Origin of the sequence: Mesorhizobium sp. M1273 (genome assembly GCF_040318195.1) — a bacterium.
In the GTDB taxonomy this organism is placed as follows: Bacteria; Pseudomonadota; Alphaproteobacteria; order Rhizobiales; family Rhizobiaceae; genus Mesorhizobium.
Genome location: NZ_JAMYLV010000020.1, coordinates 1 through 13,791, shown reverse-complemented (window position 1 = coordinate 13,791; position 13,791 = coordinate 1). Strand labels below are relative to the sequence as shown.

Sequence of the window (13,791 nt, the reverse complement as noted above, 5' to 3'; positions counted from 1 at the left end):
GACGAGGATTTCGCCAATTTGCATTTCATTGCCAGCGGCAACGCTGCCACGGCCGCTTAGGCATCATGATGAACTCCAATCCCGTTCCCGGCTCGTCGGCCCCCAATGACGCCGTCGCGGACGCGACGCCTGAGTGAGGCACTTGTTCTCAGGCGAACGCTCGCGGCAGGGAATAACCATCCGGTGTGGATCGTGGCAGCGGCCTTTTCGCGTGTTAGACTGCTTGCATGGAGATCGACGCCGACAAGATCGACGAAGCCGTTCTGGGCCTGCTTTGGCTGACGCTGCATGAAGAGAGGCGCGCCTGGAAGGGGTTGGATTGGAATGCTCTGGATCGCTTGCACGAGAAGGGGCTGATCGCAAATCCGGCAAACAAGGCGAAGTCGGTGGTTCTGACAGATGAAGGACTGCGGCGTGCTGAGGAGCTATTCCGAACACTGTTCACCCGCCCGGCGCCCTGAGCCAGATTGCGGGACGGGTGCCTGCGAGCTGATAGCGCACATGGCTGAATTTCGCGCTGACCGCAGGCGGGACGGCCAGTGCTCTCGCCGTGGCGGATAAATTGGTATTCGAACGGGCGCATCCAGTCTGTTAAAGGCAGTGGCAGAGAACACCGCAGCCGCGGCCCTCAATCAACGGCATTGTCGCGAGGTCCACCATCCGCAAGATGCTTTCTGCCGGCGAAGCGGCCTGCGACCCGGAGAACCGGCTTATTGCGGGCCAGCTCGAGAGGAGTTGGAAGCCACGCTCAGGCGCGTGGAGACCTGCGAGGCCCGGCTGAGCGAAGTCCAGCGTGCGGAGCCTGTCGACGCGGTTCCGGACTTCACGGGCCTCGCCCAGGATCTCAAGGCCACCTGGAATGCGCCGGGTGTCGACATGCGCTGTCGTCAGCAACTGCTGCGCGCGCTCATCAAGGACATCGTGGCGGATGTCGATGACGATGCGCGCGACGTGATCTTGACCATCCACTGCCATGGAGGCCAGCACTCGCAGGTACGGGTTCGCAAGCCCAAATCCGGAGAGCATGGCCAGCGTACGCCTGAGGAGGCTCTGGCGATCATGCGATCATGGCAACCCGGTGGTCGGATGCCGAAATCGCTGCCACACTCAACCGCATGGGCATGCAGACCGGTCAGGGAAAGACCTGGACCGCGCGACGCGTCCAATCGCTGCGCACGGTGCACAAGATCAGCGGCTATCGCTCGTCCGACAAGAATGGCGAGTGGATCACTATGTCGGATGCGGCCGCGAAGCTCGGCGTGTCGCACGTCAAAATCCGCCGGTTCATCAGGGATGGCCTCTTACCCGCCGAGCAGGTCATGCGCGGCGCGCGCTACCAGATCCGCGCCAGCGACCTCGAAGACGAACGGATCAAGGCCGAACTGGCGCGCAATACTCCGGGTCGCATCCACGACGATAACCAGGAATCGCTGTTTTCCGCCATTTGAAAAGGAGGTGCATAATGAATCTGGGGGTTCTGTGTAGTCGCGGGCGCGATTGGGCAGGCACCCACGGGTCGCGACTACATTGAAGCCTGATTGAACTGAACCGCGGGATGGCGGGCGGGGCTATGGGGATTTAGGGCTCGACAGTGTGTCCGAGGCGCCGGCGCGGGCTCGCCGATCGCTCTTGGGCGGTCGCCCGTCGTCGCGATACAGGACCATCTGCGACGCGAGAGACGGCGCCATTTGGGTCGTTGACGCAGAGGTGCAGCGTACCGCGCACCGGCGACCGGACCGGGCTCAATCCATTCGCTGTCCTGCCGCCAACGGCGCCATCACCCAACGCGTCAGTCGCCTTCGTGTTGTCGCACCTTGCGTTAGCGACTGCATCTTCTGCGACTTGGAGAGAACATCGGCAAGCGCTATCCGCGGCCAAGATGGTCCGGCAATTCAGCCGCTGTCGTGGCGGCCGGGAGCGCACTTGCAGCTTCTGGCATCCTAAAAGCGATGGCAGACATTCAAGCAGGTGGGATTGAAGTCTCAACTGATCCAAAGGCGAAGATCCCGAACGGACCTTTCAATGACCGCGTCGTGCCCATCCCGTCTCTTCCGACGATCGCCGACCAGGGACCTGGGAACACTACCATAAACTGCGGGAACATTGGAGCGGCAAGGCCACGAGTTACTCGCTCGCGCTTGGCCGCTGGCTACGCCGTACCAGAAGGTTGGCCACGACCAGGAGCACTATAGACAGCGCCATCATCAGGGTCGCGGCGGCGGTGATTGCCGGGGAGAGCTTCTCGCGCAAGCCGATGAACATTTCGAGCGGCATGGTGCGTTGGTTGGCGCTGGCCAGGAACTGTACCACGACGACCTCGTCGAACGAGGTAACGAAGGCGAAAGCGGCGCCTGACAGCACGCCGGGCAGGATCAGCGGCAGCATCACCCTGAAGAACGATGTGACGGGCTTTGCTCCGGAGATGGCGGCAGCGCGCATCAGATTGCGGTCGAAGCCGGTGAGGCTCGCTACCACCGTGACGACGACGAAGGGACTGGCGAGCGCGGTGTGCGCCAGGATGATGCCGGCATAGGTGCTGGCCAGGCCGACGCGGGCATAGAACAGATAAGAGCCGACGGCGGTGATCACCACCGGCACGATCAGCGGCGACAGCAGCAGCGGCATGACGATGCGGCGGCCGGGAAACTTTTCGTCGGAAAGCGCAATCGCTGTCAACGTGCCGAGTATCGTCGCGATCAGCGTCGTCCCGAACGCAACGATCAGGCTGTTGCCGATCGCCGATTGCCAGCGTTGGGTGCCAAGCACGACCGCGTACCAGCGCGTCGAAATTCCCTCCAGCGGAAAGATGAAGAAGGCGCCGCTGTTGAACGACAAGGGGACGGGAACGAGGATCGGCACGAGCAGGAACAGGATCACCATGCCGCACCATAGCCACAGCAGGATGATGCGGATTCTTTCGCCTGTCGTCGGATAGGGAGACAGCAGCATGGCTACACCAGCTTGAGACGGTCGAGGCCGAGGATGCGGGCGAAGATGCCGAACAGCGCCAGGGTGAAGACGAGCAGGATGAAGCTCAGTGCTGCCGCCATCTCCCAGTTCAGCTCGACATTGACATAGTTGGCGATGAAATTGCTGATCAGCTGGTCGCTTGCACCGCCGATGAGCGCCGGCGTGATGTAGTAGCCGAGGCACAGAATGAAGGTGAGCAGGCAACCGGCCATGACGCCCGGAAAAACCTGTGGAAGATAAACGCGGCGGAACGCGGTGAAGGGTTTTGCGCCGAGCGAATAGGCGGCTTTCATCTGCGAGGCCGGGATCGTGCGCATAACGCTATAGATCGGCAGCAGCGTGAACGGCAGCTGGATATGGGTCATGGCGATGATCAGTCCGATGCGGCTGTACATCAGGTCAAGCCGATCGTCGGCAATGCCGAGCCACAAAAGCAGGTCGTTGACCAGGCCGAATTTCTGCAGGAGCACGGTCCAGGCCGCGGTTCGCACCAGGATCGACGTCCAGAATGGCAGCAGCACCGCGACGATGAGGATGGCGGCGAGGCCCTTGGGTACCGAGGCGATGAGATAGGCGAGGGGGAAACCCAGTATCAGCGTGGCCAGCGTCACCGCCGCGGCGACGAAGAATGTGCGCATGAACACCTGCAGGAAGATCGCCTGTTGCGGCGGCACTCTTTCAATGCCTCCATCGGCGTTCCAGCGCAGATCGAGCGCGCTCAGCAGGTAGAACGACGTCACGCTATGGGTGCCGCTCTCGATGACCGGCCACGTGTCGGGCGCCGACCAGAACGGCACGGCTTTCATCACCTCCAGCGGCGGCCTGTCGGCAGCCTCAAGTTGGCGTACCGTCTTGAGCACCTGGCTGCGCGCACCGGGCAGGCGGGCGTTCAGGCTTTTGGCGAGTTCATATGCCGTGCCCATGGCCTGATTGTCCCTGAGGTCGGCGGCAAGGGCCAGGAAGGCGGCATCTCCTGGCAGTCCCGCGCCGTTCCAGCCGCGCAGCGCCTGGCTGGTCTGCGGCAGGGCGTCGGCAATCGTCGGGTCATAGACGGCGCGCGATAGCAGCATGACGATCGGGATGCCGAAGCTCAGCGCCAGGAGCACAAGCAAAGGCGCCGCCAGCGCCAGTGACCGCAGCCGATCGCCGAACTCGGCGCGCCGAAGTTTTGCCGTGACCGATTTCGCCGCCTTGGCGCCGGCGGCCGACCGGTCGCGCGCGAGGCGCGGCCGTTCCAGCTTCGTGGGCTCAAGCGCAGTCATTTTTCCTACTGCGCGAGCCAGGCGTTGAAGCGCTTGACCAAATCCTCGCCGTAATCGCCCCAGAATTCGGTGTCGGCGACCAGGTAAGCGCTCATATGGTCGGGCGCATTCGGCAATTTGGGTAAGGCGTCCGGCGCGACAAAGGACGCTGCATCGGTGCGCACCGGCCCGTAGGTGATGTAGCTGGCCAGCTTGGCGTTGATTTCCGGCTGGCTGATATAAGCAAGGTACTTGTAGGCCAGGTCCGGACTCTTGGCCCCCTTCGGAATGGCGATCATGTCGTATTCGAGGATTTGGTTGTTCCAGACGATCTTGAACGGCGCCCCATCCTTGTCGATGGCGTTCTGGATACGGCCGTTCCAGGCGGTGGTCATCACCACTTCCTTGGATGCAAGGAGCTGCGGCGGCTGTGCGCCGGCATCCCACCAGACGATGTCTTTCTTGATGGTGTCGAGCTTCTTGAAGGCGCGGTCGACGCCTTCCGGCGTGGCCAGCACATTGTAGACATCGGCCGGCGCGACGCCATCGGCCATCAGCGCCCATTCCAAATTCTGCGCCGGGAACTTGCGCATCGCGCGCTTACCGGGAAACTTGGTCGTGTCGAAGATGTCGAGCACCGAGGTCGGCGCCTCTTTCAGCACGTTGGGATCATAGGCGAGCACGTCGCCATAGGCGTCGAGGCCGACGCCGCAGTCGAGCGCGGAGCCTTCGAGGAATTTTTCGCGCGGCGCGATCTTGGAATAGTCGAGGCGCTCGAGAATGCCGGCGTCGCAACCTTGCAGGACGGTCGCGGTCTCGACCGTCACCAGGTCGATCGGCACGTTGCCGGTGTCGACCATGGCTTTGACCTTGCCGAGATCGCCGAGATATTCCTGCTCGACGATCCTGGCACCGGTCTCCTTGCTGAACGGCTCGAACCATGCCTTGCGCTGGGCATCCTGCCAGGCGCCGCCGCTGGCCATGATCGAAAGCTCGTCGGCGAAGGCGACATGTCCTGAGGTGATGAATGCTGTGGCTGCCGCAAAGGCGAACAGCCGGGCTCTTGTAATTTTCATTGTTGTTATTCCCCTGTTTTCGAGATGGAACCGTCCGTTGCGGCATCTGCCGGAAAGGCACGGCAGTCGTTGGGCGCGCAGGAAACCGTGACCGGTCCCCCGTTGCCCATGGTCATTTCGGGGCCGACCTTGACGGTCAGCACCTGTCCGTTTTCCAGCCGGGCCAAAAGACGCTGGTGGTCGCCGAGATAGATGCGGCCTTCAACCGTGGCGGCCAGCCCATTTGCTCCGTTCGAGGCGGGCGCAAGCTTCAGCCGCTCCGGGCGGATAGCGACATGGCAGGCATCGCCCTCCGCAACACCGATGGCGAGCGCTGTTACCGAACCGCCGCCGTCCAGCGCGACGCGGCACTCCTTGCCAGAGACGCGCTCGACCTTGCCGAGCAGGGTGTTGTTCTCGCCGATGAAGCTCGCGACGAACGAAGTTTGCGGCGCGTTGTAGAGATCATCCGGCGAACCGAGCTGGGCAATCCCGCCATTGTTAAAAACGGCGACGCGGTCCGACATGGTCAGCGCCTCGCTCTGGTCGTGCGTCACATAGACTATGGTGACACCGAGCATCGTGTGAAGTTGCTTGATCTCGAGCTGCATGTGCTCGCGCAGCTTCTTGTCGAGCGCACCGAGCGGCTCGTCCATCAGCACCAGGCTCGGCTCGAACACCAGCGAGCGGGCAAGCGCGACGCGCTGCTGCTGGCCGCCGGAAAGCTGTGCCGGCCGCCGGTCGCCGAACTGCCGCAGCCGCACCATGTCGAGCGCGCGGCCGACGCGGGCTGCGACTTCCGTCCTGGTAATCTTGCGGACGGAGAGCGGGAAGGCGACGTTCTCCTCGACGCTCATGTGCGGAAACAGCGCGTAGTTCTGGAACACCATGCCGATGTTGCGCTCGTAGGGCGGCAGCCTGTCGACCGACCGGCCTTCAAGCGCAATGACGCCGCTGGTCGGCCGTTCGAACCCTGCAAGCATGTTGAGCGTCGTCGTCTTGCCCGAACCGGAGGGTCCAAGAAGGGTGAGGAACTCGCCGCGCGCAACGCCGAGGTTCAGCCGCGATACCGCGAACGTGCGGCCGTCATAGGATTTCGCGACATCGATGAATTCGACAAATCCTTGGCTGCCGGCATCGGCTGCCCGTGCAGGACCGGCGCTGTCACGCGACAGGGCTATCGCTTCGGCCATCACGGACGCAAGTCCGTCGATCTGCGGCAGAAGCTGCATGTCGAAACGAGGTGGCGTTTACCGTGCATGTATGGGTCTCGCATGACGCTGCCGCACAATGGCGGCAAACCAAACTTGTATGCTCACACAATCGATCGCAAAAGAACCATAGATGCAGACAAGTTTGGCCGTCAAGCGGCTTTCTTCGGGATTGTGTGAGATTGTTCGGGCCGGATTTAAAAATACCTGCCGGACAAGTGCTATTGTCTGGAGCATTGTCTTATGCTAGATGCGCCGATAGCCAGAGCGTCAACACACCGAAACCGCCAATCCGCATGCTTCAGGACCTGCAACTCGCCTCGGATGAAGGCCCGGTCTATCGGCGTCTTGCGGACGCTATTGCGGAACGGATCACGGCCGGCACACTTGCAGTTGGAGACCGGCTGCCGCCGCAGCGCGAGATTGCCCGCGCGCTGGGCATCAATGTCACCACGGTGACGCGCGCACTGTCGACGCTGCAGCAGCGCGGCCTGCTCGAAGCGCGGCCCGGACGCGGCACAACGGTCGCGGCCCGCAATGGCGGCGAAAGGCCAGGTTTCGTGTCAGCGCCGAGCGACGACACCGGCGTCATCGATCTTTCCGTCAACAGACCTGCGACCTCGGCCTATCTCGATGCGCTTGGGTTGCTGCTGCCGCGCCTGTCGAAGGACCGGCACTATGCCACGCTTCAGGACTATCATCCGCCCGAGGGGCCGCTTTGGGCGAGGATGGCAATCGCCGAGTGGATGCGACCGGTGGCGGGGGAAGGCGATCCCGGCCGCGTGGTGCTGGCGGCGGGCGCCCAGCATGGGCTGGATTGCGTGCTTGGCGCGGTGACCAGGCAGGGCGAGGTCGTGCTCGCCGACGAAGTGACCTATCAGGGCATCAACGCACTGTGCCGGGTGCATGGGCTCGACCTCAGAGGCGTCGCGATGGACCGTGGCGGCATGCGGGCCGACGCGTTCGATGTGGCCTGCGCGCAGCTCCGCCCACGCGCGGTCTTCCTGGTGCCGACCCTGCACAACCCGACGACCATCACGTTATCCGAAGAGCGCCGGCACGAGCTGATAGCTGTCGCCCGCCGCCACAACGTCCTCATCATCGAAGATGACGTCTACCGCCCCCTGGCAGACAATCCGCTGCCGTCGCTTGCCAGCCTCGAGCCCGAACTGACGATCCATATCGGCGCCATGTCGAAATGTCTTGCCCCAGGGCTGCGCCTCGGTTTTGTGATCGCGCCACGCGCCATAGCCGGCCAGGTCGCAGCGGCGTTGCGTATCAACTGCTGGAGCATCAGTCCCTTGACGGCGCTGATCGGCGCGCGGCTGATAGAAGAGGGCCTGGCGGCGCGCATAATAGAAACGCAGAAGCAGGAGCTGCGCCAACGCCAGGCCATCCTCACTGAAATCCTCGGCCGCTACGATGTCCAGAACCACCCAACCTCGACCCACGCCTGGCTGCGCCTTCCGGAGCCGTGGCGGGGCGCGGGTTTCGCTCGCACCTGCCTGGAACGTGGCGTTGCCGTGCTCCCGGGTGATGCCTTCGCCGTTGGGCGCGAGCCGGTACAGCACGGCGTGCGTATCAATGTAGGCGCTGCGCGCTCGCTCGACGATCTGCGCACGGCCCTGAACTCGATGGCCGAACTGTTATCTGCCGGCCATCTTCAATTGCCTGGTTTCGTCTAGGAATTTAAAGATGGCAGCGTCGGAAACGGTCGAAATCGCCATCGTCGGTGCCGGCGTTGTCGGACTGGCAACTGCACTCCGGCTCGCAGCTGAGGGTTGCGAAGTCCTGCTCATCGACCCCAATGAGCCGGGCTCCGGCGCCTCGTTTGGCAATGCCGGAACGATCGCCGAATATGCCTGCATGCCGGTCGGCAATCCGGCTCTGCTGCGCGCGCTGCCAAAGCTGCTTCTCGATCCCGACAGCCCTTTTTCCTTGCGCTGGCCGGCGCTGTTGCAGCTTGCGCCATGGCTGGTTCAATTCGTGCGGCAATCGCTTCCCGCCGCCACCCGCGCCAATGCGCTGGCGCTCGCCGGTTTACTGGCCGAGGCCCTGCCGGCCTGGGAAGAGATGGTGGAGGAGGCTGACCTGACAGACCTGCTGCGCCGCAACGGCTGTCTCTACCTGTATCGCCGCGAGAGCGATTTCGCCAAGGCCGCTGGGGGCAGGGCGCTGCGCGCCGGGTTTGGCGTCCATCAAGAGGTTCTGACGCCGGAAGCGGTGGCCGCGCTGGAGCCTGGCCTGCCCGCGACCGGGGCCAGCGGTCTGTACTTCCCCGACTCGATGAATGTCACCGATCCCGAGACAGTGATGCGGCGGCTGCTCGATGCCGCGGCCGACCGCGGCGTTTCGGTGGCGCAGGCTGAGATAACCGGACTGCGGGTTGAGGCGGACGGTGTCAGGCTCAGCGGTTCCGGCTTTAACATCAAGGCGAACACGGTGGTTATCGCCGCGGGCGCGCAATCGCGGGCGTTGGCCATACAGGCCGGCGACAGGATTCCGCTCGAGACCGAACGCGGTTATCATCTCGAATTTCCGACCGAAGCGCCTCTGCTCAATCGTCCGGTCTGTCCGGTTGATCTCGGCTTCTACATGACGCCGATGGCCGCCCGGCTGCGTGTCGCCGGAACCGTCGAGCTCGGCGGACTTGCAGCGCCGCCAAATGCGCGCCGGCTGGCGCTGCTCGATCGCGGTGTCAGGCAGTTCTTTCCACAACTCGGCCAGCCTTCATCCGAATGGCTGGGGTTCCGGCCATCGCTGCCCGATTCCCGCCCGGTCATCGGCCCGTCGCGCGGCAGCTCGAGGGTGATCCACGCTTTAGGCCACGGCCATCTCGGCCTGACGCTGGCGCCGATCACGGCGCGCCTGATTGCCCAGCTGATCATTGGTCGCGGCGATCCAGCGCGCATAGCACCCTTTGCGGTGGACAGGTTCGGCGCCTGAAGTCCACGCGGTCTGCGAAAAGACAACGTCGCCTGGGTTCGGAGGTGGGAGAGTGAATTTTCTGCCTTGGCAATGGTCAGCTCGCACGCGGAAAGCAGACCATCTGCCAGGGTGGCGCAACCGCGACCTCAGCAGCGGCACCGGCATTGTCAGGTTTTGGCTGCCTAAGCGAGTGGGACACCAGAGCCATTCTGGGTCGATGTTCACGCTTTGTGCTTGGAAGTCGCGTAGAAAGGCAATGTGGAATGCACAAAGCAGCACGAGGAGTGGACCCCGATCATAACGCGTAGGCCCCGCTAACATCGGCTGGGTCCGCAATTCAGCTAATCCGGCCGTGCTTCCGACGTGACAGCGTCCAGGAGCAGGGTAACCTCGACATTGACGCTGGTGATGGCTTGCAAGTGAAGGGGCTGATTGGCCCAACGGGCGATGGAGACTACCAACGGGTAGTCCTCAACCGGCACCTCATGGATCTTGATCGACGTCCCCGTACGATCCAACAGCAAAAGCAAAGGAGTCGTCCCCTCGTCAGATTTGCTCGCGATGGCGGCAACTCGCTGAACATCCACATGGCTGTCACGCGAACATTGAAGAGTATTCGGCCTCCAGATTTATCGGCGCAGTCGCCTGCTACGGTATCGAAGCTGGCCGCCGGAAAATCTGCCGCTTGGACAATCATCTCGATCAAAACCGTCTCAAGTTGTGGCGTGCTACCTCGGCTGATCGGCATCGTCTATCCCGGAGAGTCTGGGCAGGGCGATGGGCATGACCTATGACGCGTTTGGCCGGCGCACGGCCACCACCAACACGCCGGCCGGCGGCGGCTCTGCCGTTACCACCTTGTATACCCGGTGTGGCAGCGTGATCTGCCAGCGCGATGCAGGCGACATTCGCCAATCTGTTCAGAGGCGTATTCCGTATCCACAGCTATGATCAAATGCTCTTCCGATAAAGGTGTAGGACGCGATGCCCGTGACTTGCCGTGTCGCCAATTTTAGAAGTTTTAGAATAGTCGCATGGGGCCCGCGAAGGCCAGACTCCGCCAGTGCCTGAAGGTCAGCTAGTGAGGCGCGCAACGAAGGACCGGCAGTGGCCGCAAGACGGACTTTCGCAAAAACAGCTGTTATAGTGCTCGGCTGGCGGAGATAAATGATCCGGTTCGGCGCAGGCACGGTGGAGGGCTATCATGCCGCTCAAGGTCATCGGAACGGGTTTCGGGCGCACCGGAACTGGCTCCATGCGAGAGGCGCTCAACCTGTTGGGCTTCGGACCCTGCCATCACATGTTCGAAGTCGATGGGAGCGCCATTCAGAAGCAGCGCTGGAGGGCCTTAGCCAAAGGTGCGTCGGCAGACTGGGAGAGTCTGTTTGAGGGCTACTCATCCTGCGTGGACTGGCCCTCCTCTTATTATTGGCGCGAATTGATCGAAGCGTATCCGGAAGCACGGATCGTTCACACGGACCGCTCGTCCGAAAGCTGGTGGACAAGTATCGAAAGCGCGTTTCAGGTGACGCGCCGCGGTCAGGTCGACCCGGACTCTCTGGGGGAGACCCTCGTTTTCGGCAAGGTCTTTGGAGGACGCGTCGATCGCGCTCACGCGATAGCCGTCTACGAATCACATCGGCACGACATACTCACCACTGTGCCGCCTGGCCGACTGCTCGTGCATGCACTCGGGCAAGGATGGGAGCCGCTATGCCGCCATCTTGGCGTCCCGATCCCGGAGCAGCCGTATCCTATGCGGAACAGCGCCGAGGAATTCCGGCGGCGGGCCGAGACACGCTAAACGGGTCTGCTTGAAGCAAGGCGAAGCCGCCCTCCACGGCCGAAATGCGGCGCGATGCGATTGTTCACTGTGCCGTGCGGGTTCGAACCCGGCACGACGGCGAAAGTGACACGGCCGGATCCGGTTGTGCCCGCCACTCAATCCACGACTTCTCTACCTCGGGGCAAAGCGACGCCAACGCCACAGCTAAAGCAGATGGCCGGAAAGGCAGTTCAGTCAGTGGTCGTCGCCTGCGGCCGGCAAAGATGGACGTGGCGGGCCAAATTCCGCCACGTCATTTTGCGAACGCGAACGCGTCCCCAAGATACGTTCAGCCCTCGATGGAGGCCAGCAAGTCGTGGTTGATGACGTCCGCGTGCGTCGTCAGCATGCCGTGCGGGTAACCCATATAGACCTTCAGAGTGTCGTTCTTAAGAAGTTTGACCGACAGCCTGCCCGAATCCTCGATCAGCACGACCTGTCATCGTCGTCATGCATGACCAGCGTGGGCACGGTGATCTTCTTCAGATCCTCAGTGAGAAGGCCTTGATGGCTTCATAGTGAGCCTTGGCGCTACTCATCATGGTAAGACCATATGTCCGCCTCTGCGATGAGGTGGCTCGCCCTACAGTGCGCGTCCGAGCGTTGCTCGGGGCGGGCCGAGCCGATCCTCACCACAGGAGGACGAGCCACCTCATCGGCAGAGGCGACATACAGTCTTCCCAACATGCCCTGATGCTACCAATTCTGAATCACGCAACACAACAAAAGGCCTTCTTCGTTCAATCGACGGCGATTCGAGCTATTAGGGCCGTCTGCGAGTCTTTATGCTCCTCATCGAAGCGGATCGGCAGCGACACGCCGACGTCGGCATGGCTCAGTGCAACAACGTTCACGGAGGACGACATGTGTAGGATGATCATGGCAGTGCTAGGTCTGCTGCTCGCTAGCTTGCCGGCCACGGCGCGGGTCGTCCCATTCCCGCCAGGCTTCAAGACGCAATCGATCGAAACCAACGGCACGAGCCTTAATGTCCGCATCGGGGGACAGGGCCCCGCCGTCGTGCTGCTACACGGCTTCGGCGACAGTGGCGACATGTGGGCGCCTGTTGCGGCAAAGTTGATGCAAGATCACACCGTAATCGTGCCAGACCTGCGCGGCATGGGACTGTCCGCCCATCCCGACACCGGTTACACAAAGAAAAACCAGGCCGTCGACATTGCCGGTATGCTCGACCATCTGAAGATCGAGAAGGCCGACCTCGTCACCCACGATATCGGCAACATGGTGGGTTACGCATTCGTCGCCCAGTATCGCGACCGAGTCACCCGCTGGGTTGTGATCGATGCGCCGCTGCCGGGCATCGGCGATTGGGACAACATCATCCGCTTGCCGTTGCTGTGGCATTTCAACTTTCGTGGTCCCGACATGGAGCGGCTGGTAGCAGGGCGCGAGCGTATCTATCTCGACCGTTTCTGGAACGAGTTGTCAGCCAATCCGAAGGCCATCGACGAAGCAACGCGCAAGCACTACTCCGTACTTTACGCGCGACCTCACGCCATGCACGACGCCTTCGAGCAATTCGCCGCCTTTAACCAGGATGCGGCGGACAACAAGGAGTTGTTGGCGAAGGGCGGCAAAGTCTCGATGCCGGTGCTAGCCGTTGGCGCTGAAAAGTCTTTCGGCACGGCCCAGGCAGACGATCTACGCTATGTCGCGACCCATGTGACTGTTGGGATCGTACCGGGCTCCGGTCACTGGATCATGGAGGAAAACCCGGACGCCACGGTCAAGCTCATCACGGACTTCCTCGCCAAGTAGCCTATCCGCTGCCCGCTAAGGCCGGCGCGCAAACCCGACGGAGAGCTACAATGACCAGCCGGCCCATGCTGGCCAGGACATCTTCTGACGCCGAGCAATTGTGTCGTCCTGAGCATCGACCACTAGCCGATCCAAGATGGCGTCCGTTGCCCTGATGGATCGGCGGACCCTGGTGTCCAATATCGTCGCTGTGGCGAAAATCGCGAAACTCTACAGCGCGCCCGCTGGTGGAGAGCATCTTTTGGCCGCCGTGCAAGGAAGCCGTCGAGGCTCATCGAGTCGACGGGATTTGTGCCGGCGCCTGGCCGATGAACTCCAAATAGAGATGCAGCTCTTCAGGCGAGAAGACGGCCCGCCACGTTCCGTGGCGGTCGCTGGCGATGCTATGGGCAAGAACGGTCATGACGATCACTCCTCTTGCCCAGCTTCGCCGATCTGCACGCGAGATTTCCATCCCCAGAAACGAGTATTGACTTCCGTCTGCGGATGCCTGCGCCGGCAAGTGGCCCGTAACGATAAGGACGGTTCTCGCTGTTTGAGGACCGCGACGCGTTGGCGAGTCCAGTCTGAGCGATCAAGCCCGCGCTCTGGACGAGCTCCCATCCTCACAGAATGTTCGCCCACCGGGACAAACGTGACGCAACGGAACGGATGGTTCACCCGTAAAGTCTTGGGGAGGTTGCGAAAGGAGACCAGCATATGACCTGCGAACGAGATGTCGGCACGTTCGAAGAGCCCGTGACCGTTTTGCTGTCCTCGGGCAAAGTCAGTGTTTCGAGCAC

Annotated in this window: 14 protein-coding genes and 1 pseudogene; 7 read left to right on the top strand and 8 right to left on the bottom strand. The window is 62.3% G+C overall.

The genetic code is table 11. From position 1 onward, the window contains the following. Positions 1 to 227: 227 nt before the first annotated feature. The gene (locus NKH30_RS20575; RefSeq protein ID WP_352542802.1) at positions 228 to 461 is read left to right on the top strand and encodes a DUF6429 family protein; all 234 of its coding nucleotides are present in this window, start codon (positions 228 to 230) and stop codon (positions 459 to 461) included. Between the two features lie 130 nt (positions 462 to 591). On the opposite strand, the gene NKH30_RS20570 is transcribed toward NKH30_RS20575, so the two are convergent. Further along, positions 592 to 1,026: a hypothetical protein gene (locus NKH30_RS20570; protein WP_352996772.1), complete on the bottom strand. Its 435-nt coding sequence runs from the start codon at positions 1,024 to 1,026 to the stop codon at positions 592 to 594. Positions 1,027 to 1,067: 41 nt separating this feature from the next. Here NKH30_RS20570 and NKH30_RS20565 point away from each other — a divergent pair, with 41 nt between their 5' ends. Then, entirely contained in the window at positions 1,068 to 1,448 is a 381-nt protein-coding gene (locus NKH30_RS20565) for a helix-turn-helix domain-containing protein (protein WP_352542800.1), read from the top strand. 676 nt (positions 1,449 to 2,124) lie between these two features. On the opposite strand, the gene NKH30_RS20560 is transcribed toward NKH30_RS20565, so the two are convergent. From NKH30_RS20560 to NKH30_RS20545, 4 genes are read right to left on the bottom strand one after another with little or no spacing between them, the layout of a single operon-like run. Beyond that, positions 2,125 to 2,949 (bottom strand): ABC transporter permease, encoded by an 825-nt coding sequence (locus NKH30_RS20560; protein WP_352996770.1) that lies wholly within the window; start codon positions 2,947 to 2,949, stop codon positions 2,125 to 2,127. 2 nt (positions 2,950 to 2,951) lie between these two features. Next, the gene (locus NKH30_RS20555; protein ID WP_352996768.1) at positions 2,952 to 4,232 is read right to left on the bottom strand and encodes an ABC transporter permease; all 1,281 of its coding nucleotides are present in this window, start codon (positions 4,230 to 4,232) and stop codon (positions 2,952 to 2,954) included. 5 nt (positions 4,233 to 4,237) lie between these two features. Continuing rightward, positions 4,238 to 5,287, bottom strand: a complete 1,050-nt coding sequence (locus NKH30_RS20550) for an ABC transporter substrate-binding protein (protein WP_352996766.1) — start codon at positions 5,285 to 5,287, stop codon at positions 4,238 to 4,240. Between the two features lie 5 nt (positions 5,288 to 5,292). Then, positions 5,293 to 6,459 (bottom strand): ABC transporter ATP-binding protein, encoded by a 1,167-nt coding sequence (locus NKH30_RS20545; protein WP_502911495.1) that lies wholly within the window; start codon positions 6,457 to 6,459, stop codon positions 5,293 to 5,295. Positions 6,460 to 6,773: 314 nt separating this feature from the next. Between NKH30_RS20545 and NKH30_RS20540 the strand changes: the two genes are divergently transcribed. The 4 genes from NKH30_RS20540 to NKH30_RS20525 all read left to right on the top strand — a co-directional run bounded on the left by NKH30_RS20540 (position 6,774) and on the right by NKH30_RS20525 (position 11,209). Then, positions 6,774 to 8,162: an aminotransferase-like domain-containing protein gene (locus NKH30_RS20540; RefSeq protein ID WP_352979913.1), complete on the top strand. Its 1,389-nt coding sequence runs from the start codon at positions 6,774 to 6,776 to the stop codon at positions 8,160 to 8,162. Between the two features lie 10 nt (positions 8,163 to 8,172). Continuing rightward, a complete protein-coding gene (locus NKH30_RS20535; RefSeq protein WP_352996762.1) occupies positions 8,173 to 9,423 on the top strand; it encodes an NAD(P)/FAD-dependent oxidoreductase in 1,251 nt (416 codons plus the stop codon). Positions 9,424 to 10,188: 765 nt separating this feature from the next. Next, positions 10,189 to 10,356, top strand: coding sequence for a hypothetical protein (locus NKH30_RS20530; protein ID WP_502911493.1), 168 nt, complete (start codon positions 10,189 to 10,191; stop codon positions 10,354 to 10,356). 253 nt (positions 10,357 to 10,609) lie between these two features. After that, entirely contained in the window at positions 10,610 to 11,209 is a 600-nt protein-coding gene (locus tag NKH30_RS20525; RefSeq protein ID WP_352996760.1) for a sulfotransferase family protein, read from the top strand. A gap of 310 nt (positions 11,210 to 11,519) precedes the next feature. Here the strand turns inward: NKH30_RS20525 and NKH30_RS20520 are convergent. Continuing rightward, a pseudogene (locus tag NKH30_RS20520) lies at positions 11,520 to 11,772 on the bottom strand (alpha/beta fold hydrolase); the annotation flags it as partial. A gap of 322 nt (positions 11,773 to 12,094) precedes the next feature. Between NKH30_RS20520 and NKH30_RS20515 the strand changes: the two are divergent. Beyond that, positions 12,095 to 13,009, top strand: coding sequence for an alpha/beta fold hydrolase (locus tag NKH30_RS20515; protein ID WP_352996883.1), 915 nt, complete (start codon positions 12,095 to 12,097; stop codon positions 13,007 to 13,009). A gap of 271 nt (positions 13,010 to 13,280) precedes the next feature. On the opposite strand, the gene NKH30_RS20510 is transcribed toward NKH30_RS20515, so the two are convergent. Both NKH30_RS20510 and NKH30_RS20505 read right to left on the bottom strand, forming a co-directional pair. Further along, positions 13,281 to 13,412: a hypothetical protein gene (locus tag NKH30_RS20510; RefSeq protein WP_352981433.1), complete on the bottom strand. Its 132-nt coding sequence runs from the start codon at positions 13,410 to 13,412 to the stop codon at positions 13,281 to 13,283. Positions 13,413 to 13,417: 5 nt separating this feature from the next. Next, positions 13,418 to 13,791 (bottom strand): hypothetical protein (locus tag NKH30_RS20505; RefSeq protein WP_352996758.1); only part of this gene is annotated, 374 nt, incomplete at its 5' end.